4 protein-coding genes are annotated in these 8,960 nt (G+C 66.2%); 2 read left to right on the forward strand and 2 right to left on the reverse strand.

Annotated features, from left to right (window positions below):
• Positions 1–219: 219 nt before the first annotated feature.
• On the forward strand, positions 220–1,611 hold the full coding sequence (locus tag CRP40_RS02970) for an aspartate aminotransferase family protein (protein ID WP_027916320.1): 1,392 nt from the start codon (positions 220–222) through the stop codon (positions 1,609–1,611).
• Between the two features lie 37 nt (positions 1,612–1,648).
• On the opposite strand, the gene CRP40_RS02975 is transcribed toward CRP40_RS02970, so the two are convergent.
• On the reverse strand, positions 1,649–2,617 hold the full coding sequence (locus CRP40_RS02975) for a siderophore-interacting protein (RefSeq protein WP_027916319.1): 969 nt from the start codon (positions 2,615–2,617) through the stop codon (positions 1,649–1,651).
• Positions 2,618–2,682: 65 nt separating this feature from the next.
• Positions 2,683–3,804, reverse strand: coding sequence for a cupin-like domain-containing protein (locus tag CRP40_RS02980; RefSeq protein ID WP_027916318.1), 1,122 nt, complete (start codon positions 3,802–3,804; stop codon positions 2,683–2,685).
• Between the two features lie 186 nt (positions 3,805–3,990).
• Between CRP40_RS02980 and CRP40_RS21875 the strand changes: the two genes are divergently transcribed.
• Positions 3,991–8,960 (forward strand): non-ribosomal peptide synthetase (locus CRP40_RS21875; protein ID WP_115933571.1); only part of this gene is annotated, 4,970 nt, incomplete at its 3' end.

The raw sequence follows: 8,960 nt of genomic DNA on the forward strand, positions 1-8,960 counted from the left end.
CACCTCCCTCCGCAAGACCTGCGTTCGGCCTTCTGAAGTCGCGAAGATCAAGATCAAGATCAAGATCAAGATCAAGATCAAGATCAAGATCAAGAGCCAGAGCCAGAGCCAGAGCCAGAGCAAGAGCAAGAGCAAGAGCAAGCCCCCCCCTAAATCCTCCCCCCGGCCAAGCGTCTCTCAAGCGACTACCGCCCATTCGCTTGCTTGCGAGGATTCACCATGTCCACCGCTACCAGCCTTGCTCAGATCCCACCGGCCACCACCCCGCATCCCCTGTACGAATTCACCGACTCCCCGCTGCTGCACCGCCAGCAGCAACAGGAGTCCAATGCCCGTAGCTACCCCCGCCGTATCCCGCTGGCCCTCAAACGAGCCCGTGGCATCTATGTCGAGGACGTCGAAGGCCGCCAGTTCATCGACTGCCTGGCCGGGGCCGGTACGCTGGCGCTGGGCCATAACCATCCCGTGGTGGTCGAAGCCATCCAGCGCGTGCTGGCCGATGAACTCCCCCTGCACACCCTGGACCTGACCACCCCGGTCAAGGACCGCTTCGTCCAGGACCTGTTCGCCGTACTGCCCGAAGCACTGCGCCGTGAAGCCAAGGTGCAGTTCTGTGGCCCGACCGGTACCGATGCGGTGGAAGCGGCGCTCAAGCTGGTGCGCAGCGCCACCGGACGCAGCACGGTCCTGACCTTCCAGGGCGCCTACCACGGCATGAGCCAAGGGGCACTCAGCCTGATGGGGAGCCTGGGTCCCAAGCAACCCCTGGGCGCATTGCTGGGCAGCGGCGTGCAGTTCATGCCGTACCCCTACGACTATCGCTGCCCATTCGGCCTGGGCGGCGAGGCGGGCGTTAAGGCCAACCTGCACTACCTGGAAAACCTGCTGCTCGACCCCGAAAGCGGGGTGCCGCTGCCAGCAGCGGTGATTCTGGAAGTGGTGCAGGGCGAAGGCGGCGTGATACCCGCCGACATCGAGTGGCTCAAGGGCGTAAGGCGCATCACCGAGCAGGCGGGCGTCGCGCTGATCGTCGATGAAATCCAGAGCGGCTTCGCCCGTACCGGGCGCATGTTCGCCTTCGAACACGCCGGTATCGTCCCAGACGTAGTCACCTTGTCCAAAGCCATCGGTGGCAGCCTGCCCCTGGCCGTGGTGGTGTACCGCGACTGGCTCGACACCTGGAAGCCGGGCGCCCATGCCGGCACCTTCCGCGGCAACCAGATGGCCATGGCCGCAGGGTCTGCCGTGCTCGAATACCTGGTCGAGCACCGCCTGGCGGACCATGCCGAGGCCATGGGGCAGCGCCTGCGCGGGCACTTGCAACGCCTGCAGGCGGACTATTCGCAGTTGGGGGATATCCGTGGCCGGGGGTTGATGCTGGGCGTGGAACTGGTCGATCCGCACGGCACGGCGGACGCCCAGGGGCACCCGCCGGCCAACCGCGAACTGGCCCCGCGCGTACAGCGCGAGTGCCTCAAGCGAGGCCTGATCCTGGAACTCGGTGGCCGCCACGGGGCCGTGGTGCGTTTCCTGCCGCCTTTGATCATCAGCGACGAACAGGTCGACGAGGTCGCGCAGCGTTTCGCTGCTGCCGTGGCCGCGGCGGTCTGAGCCCAGCCGGGGGCCGCGTGCCCCCGGCTATACCCCTTCAGTCCAAAGTTCTGCCTGCACGCCAGTAGCCCATCAGGGTCAGCCATTGGCGCGGTAACCCGCGCTCCTTGATCAAATGACGACGGATGGCCATGACCGTGGCCGACTCGCCCGCCACCCAGGCGTGGAACGCGCTGCAGGCGGTACTGGCCTGCTCCCACAGGATGCGCTTGTCGATATCGATATCCTCCAGCCTGGCCCTGGGCACGGCATGCCCCTGGGGCAGGCGGGCCAGTTCATGCACGGCATGCAGCATGGCCTGGCCGTGCTCGCAGTTCAGCAGATCGCGTGGCAGCCAGTGCAACTCGACGCCGCTGCCATGCCGCACATCCAGGCAATCGGCCTGCAATGGCACCTCGATGAACGCCTGCACCGCCAGGTCCGGTTGCGTCACGGCCAAGGCTTCGAGGATGCCGGCAATCGCTGGCAGCGCCGTTTCATCCCCGACCAGCAGCACATTACGTACCCCTTGCGGCGGCTTCCACTCGTACCCACCAGGGTCTCCCGTATAGGCCAGATTAGGTGCCAGCATCTGCAGGCGATCACCCGGCTGCGCCTGGGTAGCCCAGGCTGAGGCAGGGCCGTTGACGCCGTGCAGGACGAAATCCACGTCCACCTCCAAGGCCTCTGGGCGCAGTGCGCGCAGGGTGTAGGTACGCATGGGTGGGCGCTGCTCGGCAGCGAGCGCACTGTGGGCGGCCTTCCAGTGCTGGTCGGCAGGCAGTTGCGCAACGGAGCCATCGGGCGCGGGGAAGAACAGCTTCACCCGCTGGTCTGGGGCCAGGGTCGTCATCTGCGCCACGTCCGGGCCGGTGAACACCAGCCGGGTGAGCGAAGGGGTAAGGGTCAGGCGACGGCTGAGCACCAGGTCGAACAGGCGGTAGGGCTGGGCCTGGCGTGTGGCGCCGCCAATCAGACGGCGCAGGCCTTGCTGGAGGGTTTGGGTCATGCGGGCGGGGCTGGGCATGGGGCGTTCTCGTGCAGACGTCTTTGCTGAGAAACGTGCTGACGCCCAGGCAAATTAAACGCACATCACCAACCGCGACCGGCGTTCACCCAGAAGTTGACCGACAGCGACGTGGACACCGACTCCACCTGGTGGAACCAACCCTCGGGCAAAAACAGCAGGTCGCCGGCTTGCAGCACCACGCGCAGGAACGGCACATCGCGGGCGGCCGGGAAACGCTGGTAGTCGGCGGCATCGGGGTTGAAGTCGCAGCCGTCCAGGCCACCCTTGGGGCTGGTCGACCAGGTGCCCAGCGCCGGACGGTGATGCGGGGCAGCAAGAATGAACGACTTCTGCCCCCAGACTTGAGCGAACAGGTTGTCGGTGTCGTCCCGGTGCAAGGGTGTGAGCGTCCCTTTGGGCCCGATCCAGATGCGTGGCGCGATGTAGCGCGAGCGTTCGAAATAGTCGGGGAAGCGGATCAGCGCCAGGAGCTTTTCCGGGACGATGTTGTTGCCCATGTAGGCCGGGGTTTCACCCGGTTTGGCCGGGGTATCGAGCGAGGCAATGAAGTCGGCCATGGAGGTAGCGCGAAAGTCGCGGTCGGTGGAGAAGGTTTTTTTCACGTAATCGCCGTGGCGGGTGATGCCTTGCAGCTCGGCAAAGTGCGCGAGGGATGCCTCACGCCCCATGCTGAACAGCGGCCAGTCGTGCAGGGCATCGCTCATCACCACCGGCATGCCCTGGGGCAGGAACTCCCGGGCAAAACGCTCGGCTGACAGGTGCGCCCGTGGCAGGCGGGGCACCTCACGCAGCACAGGCTGCGCTGCCGATATCCGTTCGCTGATGCGCGCGGGCGTGGGGTAGCGTTGGTTCATGGCCACCTTGCTGGCCGACGTGCCTTGCCGCGCGCTGTTGATGATCTGCGGCAGCAGCGTGGCCAGGCCCATGTTGCCGGTGATCTTCAGCCGCGCACTGGCGAACAGTTCCTCGACATTGGCCGTGCCGCCCATGATCCCGAGAAAGTCGCGCTCGGCCACTTCGATGGTGACGTCCGGCGCTGCGTGGCGACCCGCACCGGTGCGGCTCTGCTCGCGCACCTCCGACCAGAATGCCCGGTCATGGGCGAAGACGAACTGGTAGACGCCCTCGATGCCCACGCCATGGGCATTGGCGAACAGCCTGCTGAGAATGCTCTGAAGGTCCACGGTCAACCCCTGTCGATCTTTCGTTGTGCAGGGTTAACGAGCGATACGCGCACCGATTTAACCGGCGCCTTACCGGCATGCGTGGCGCCAGCGCCTAAGCTGCGCGGCTAATTTTCTTGCGTCGTCCTACGTCCCGTAGGGATAGCCGAGCCAACGCTCGATACCCAACTGTATGGAAGGTCGCAGATGAATGCCGATAAGTCCCTCAAGCTTGCCCGCCGTTTCATAGAGCTGCCAGTGGACAAGCGTCATCTGTTTCTGGATGGCCTGCGCGCCGAAGGCATCGACTTTTCCCAATTCCCCATCGCCGCCGACGTGCAGGTCCCGGACCGTGATGCACTGTCCTATGCCCAGCAGCGCATGTGGTTTCTCTGGCAGCTGGACCCGCGCAGCGGTGCCTATAACCTGCCCAGCGCCGTGCGCTTGAGCGGGCCTCTGGACGAGGCGGCGCTGGAGCAGGCCTTTGCTTGCCTGGTAGCACGCCACCAGAGCCTGCGCACGGTATTCGCCGAAGGCGAAGACGGCCAGGCTCGGCAGGTAGCGGCCAAGTACCCGATGCACGTGGCCAAGCACAGCCTGGTTGACCTGGACGCCGATGCCCAAGCGCGCGGTGTGCGCGAGCTGGCCGAACACGAGGCGCAGCAACCCTTCGATCTGGCCGTCGGCCCCTTGATGCGCGTCACCTTGCTGCGGCTTGGGGCGCAGGAGCACGTGCTGCTGCTGACCCTGCACCACATCGTGTCCGACGGCTGGTCGATGAACGTGCTCATCGACGAGTTCGTCCAGGCTTACCAGGCCTTTGCCGCAGGCCTTGAACCAGCGCTACCGGCCTTGCCTGTCCAGTACATGGACTATGCGCTGTGGCAACGCAAGTGGCTGGAAGCCGGTGAGCAGGCGCGGCAGTTGGGCTACTGGCGCGAGCAGTTGGGCGATGAGCAGCCGTTGCTGGTGCTGGCCACCGATTTTCCACGCCCGGCGGTGGCCAGCCAGCGCGGCCAACGTCACGAGCTGGTCATCGACCCGGCCCTGGCTGATCAACTGCGGGCCTTGGCGCGCCAGCACAACGTGACCTTGTTCATGGTGCTGCTGGCGGCATTCAATGTGCTGCTGTACCGCCACACCGGCCAGACCGATCTGCGCATCGGCGTGCCCGTGGCCAACCGCAACCGGGCCGAGGTCGAAGGCTTGATCGGTTTGTTCGTCAACACCCAAGTGCTGCGCACCTGCCTGCACGGGCATCAGTCGGTCGCCAGCCTGCTGGCCGCCGTAAAACAGACCACCGCCGGTGCCCAAGCGCACCAGGACCTGCCCTTCGAACAGCTGGTCGAGGCCCTGGACCTTGACCGCAGCCTCAGCCATAACCCGCTGTTCCAGGTGATGTACAACCACTTGCCCAACGTTGCCGATATCGAGGTAATGACGGTGGGCGAGGGGTTGGAGCTGCGCCCACTGGAGGCGAGCAGCCGCCCCACGCCCTTCGACCTGACCCTGACCACCTTCGAGCGCGGCGGTCGTCTGCATGCCTCGTTGACCTATGCCAGCGAGCTGTTCGAACCGGCCACCATCGCCCGCATGGCCGGGCACTGGCTGCAACTGCTGCAAGCGATGAGCGAGGATGCCGACCAGCCACTGGACCAACTGCCTTTGCTCGATGCGCACCAGACGGCACTTTTGCAGCAGCAGGCCACGGGCCCGCAGGCACCAGCAGCGCCGTCGGCACTGGCGATGTTCGAGGCCCAGGTGCAGCGCGTTCCCGATGCCTTGGCGCTGACATTCGCCGGCCAATGCCTGAGCTACGCCGAGCTGGACGCCCGCGCCAACGCGCTGGCCCTGCAACTGGTCGAGCTGGGCGTCGGTGCTCAGGTGTGCGTTGGCCTGGCCGCCGGGCGCTCGTTGGAAATGGTGATCGGCCTGCTGGCCGTGTGGAAGGCCGGGGCAGCTTATGTACCGCTGGACCCGGCATTCCCTGCCCAGCGGCTGGCCTACATGATCGAAGACAGCCGGGTCGGTGTGCTGCTGACCCAGCAGGCGTTGCAAGCCAGCCTGCCGCACATCGCCGGGGTGACGACCCTGCTGCTCGACCCCGCCCGCCCTGAAATGAGTGCGCAGGGCCCACAGCGCCCCGTCCACGCTGGCGAGCTGGCCTACGTCATCTACACCTCCGGTTCCACCGGCACCGCCAAGGGTGTGGCCGTCAGCCACGGCGCCCTGGGCAACTACCTGCAAGGCATTTTCCAGACCTTGCCGCTGCAGGGCGCAAGCAACATGGCGGTGGTCTCCACCCTGGCTGCGGACCTGGGGCATACCGTGCTGTTCGGCGCATTGTGCTCCGGGCGGTCGCTGCACATCATCGAGCAGGACGTGGCCCTCGACCCGCAGCGCTTCGGCGCCTACATGCAAGGCCATGGCATCGACGTGCTGAAAATCGTGCCGTCGCACCTGGAGGCGCTGCTGGGCGCCGATCAACCGCAACAGGTGCTGCCTGCTCGCTGCCTGGTGCTCGGTGGCGAGGCCTGTTCGCCTGCACTGATCGAACGCCTGCGCGCCTTGGGCCGCTGCGACATCATCAACCACTACGGCCCGACCGAAACCACCGTCGGCGTACTGACCCAGAACCTCAGCGCGGCAGACAGCCCCATCGTGCTGGGCCGGCTATTGCCCAACACCCGCACCCAGGTGCTCGATGCCGGCCTGCAACTGCAGGCGCCGGGCAGCCACGGTGAGTTGTACATCGGTGGCGCTGGCCTTGCCCGTGGGTACCAGAACCGTCCAGGCATGACCGCCGAGCGCTTCGTGCCTGACCCCTTCGGTGCACCGGGTGCGCGCCTGTATCGCACAGGTGACCGGGTGCGTCGCCTGCCCTCGGGCGAGCTGGCGTTCCTTGGCCGTGTCGATCGCCAGGTCAAGCTGCGCGGCTACCGCATCGACCTGGATGAAGTGCTGCTGGCCCTGCGTGCAGCGCCCCAGGTGCGCGACGCGGCCGTGCTGCTGGTGGGCGAAGCCGCCCATGCGCAACTGGTGGCCTATGTGGTCTACGCGGACACTGACGCGCAAGCGCAGCTGGAGGCGTGGCTGCAAGCGCGTCTGCCTGACTACATGCTGCCCAGCACCTATCAGGCCCTGGCCGTCATGCCCCTGACCGCCAACGGCAAGCTCGACGCCCGCGCGCTGCCTCAGCCGACCCAGGCGCGTGCCGCCGATGCCCATGTGCCGCCGGTAACTGAGCGCCAACGTGCCCTGGCGGGCATCTGGGAACAGGTGCTCAAAGTGCCGGTAGTCGGCCTTGGCGACAACTTCTTCAGCCTGGGCGGCCACTCGTTACTGGCCGTGCAGATCGTCTCGCGTGTGCGCCGTCAACTGGGGCTCGACCTGCCGCTGCGGGCCATGTTCGACACGGCCAACCTGGGTGAACTGGCCCAGGCGCTGGAGCACTGCGAGCGCTACCGCGAACAGGCGGCCATTGCGGCACTGCCGCGCAGCGAGCGCCTGCCGGCGTCGTTCGCCCAGCAGCGCCAATGGCTGTACTGGACCTTGCAGCCCCAGAGCACCGCCTATCACACCCCGCTGGCCGTGCGGCTGCAGGGCCAGCTTGATCGCCAGGCCTTGCAGCGGGCGATGGACACCTTGCTGGCACGGCACGAAGCCTTGCGCACCACGTTCGTCCAGGAGGATGGCCAGCTTTACCAGCAGGTGCAGCCGGCCGGGGCGGTGGACCTGCAATGGATGGCCTTGCCCGATGCCAGCCAACCCCAGCTGGAGCTTGCGGTGCGCGCCGAAATCACGCGCCTGTTCGACCTGCACCAAGGCCCCCTGATGCGGGTCAAGGTGATCGAGCGCGCGATTGATGAATGGGTGCTGGTGCTCACGCTGCACCACATCACCTCCGACGGCTGGTCCATGAGCCTGTTAGTGCACGAATTCGTCGACCTCTACAGCGCCTTCAGTGCCGGCCATACGTCCGCTCTGCAACCGCTGGTGGTGCAGTACGCCGACTACGCCCACTGGCAGCGCCAGTGGCTGGACCAAGGCGAGATGCAGCGCCAGCAGGCCTATTGGGTCGAACGCCTGGGTGGTGAACCGGTGGTGCTGTCGCTGCCGACCGATCACCCGCGCACGGCGCAGCTCAGCGACCGTGGCGGGCGCCTTGACCTGCGCCTGCCGCACGACCTGGAGCGTCAAGTACGCGAGTTGGCCCAGGCCCAGGGCGTCACCTTGTTCCAACTGTTCCTGGGTACCTTCGCCTTGCTGTTGCAACGCTACAGCGGCCAGCCGGACGTGCGCATCGGGGTGCCAGTGAACAACCGCAACAGCCAGGAGCTGGAGGCGGTGGTGGGCTTTTTCGTCAACACCCTGGTCATGCGCTTGTGCCCGCAGCCTGAGCAATCGGCGGGCCATTGGCTGCAGACGGTCAAGGAGGTGACGTTGTCGGCCCAGGCCAACCAAGACCTGCCCTTCGACCGCCTGGTGGAAGTGCTCAACCCCCAGCGTGCGCTGAATCACAACCCGCTGTTCCAGGTGATGTACAACCACCTCAGCACTGTCGGCGCCACCGCGACCGGCACTAGCCTGCCAGGTTTGCAGGCTCGCGAACTGCTGCTCGATGGCGGCGGCGCGCAGTTCGAGTTGTCCCTTGAAACCTTGGAAACGCCGCAGGGCATTTCCGTGGCCCTGGTGTACGCCGCCGACCTGTTCGAAGCCGCCACCCTCGAGCGTATGGCCGGTCACTGGCAGACCCTGCTGCGCGGCATGGTTGCCTGCCCTGCACAGGCCATTGGCGAGCTGCCGATGCTCGCTGCCAGTGAACAGCACGGCCTGCGCACTTGGAACCAGACCGCTCAGCGTTACCCCGAGCAATACTGCGTCCACCGCCTGATCGAGCAGCAGGCCCAGCGCAGCCCCGAGGCGACCGCCGTGGTGTTCGGCGCACGTCAACTCACCTATCGCCAACTCAACAACGCCGCCAATGGCCTGGCCCGGCAACTGATCGATCGCGGCGTTGGCCCGGACGTGCTGGTAGGCATCGCCGCCGAGCGTTCGCTGGAGCTGGTCATCGGCCTGTTAGCCATCCTCAAGGCCGGTGGCGCCTACCTGCCGCTGGACCCGGACTACCCCGAGGAACGCCTGGCCTACATGATCGAGGACAGCCGCATGGCCTT

Source organism: Pseudomonas sp. URMO17WK12:I9 (assembly GCF_900230165.1).
Taxonomy (GTDB): Bacteria; Pseudomonadota; Gammaproteobacteria; order Pseudomonadales; family Pseudomonadaceae; genus Aquipseudomonas; species Aquipseudomonas fulva.

Bases quoted from the DNA above. Each gene is read 5' to 3' on its own strand.
- CRP40_RS02975 (WP_027916319.1), bottom strand. From the start codon at position 2,617: ATGCCCAGCCCCGCCCGCATGACCCAAACCCTCCAGCAAGGCCTGCGC.
- CRP40_RS02970 (WP_027916320.1), top strand. From the start codon at position 220: ATGTCCACCGCTACCAGCCTTGCTCAGATCCCACCGGCCACCACCCCG.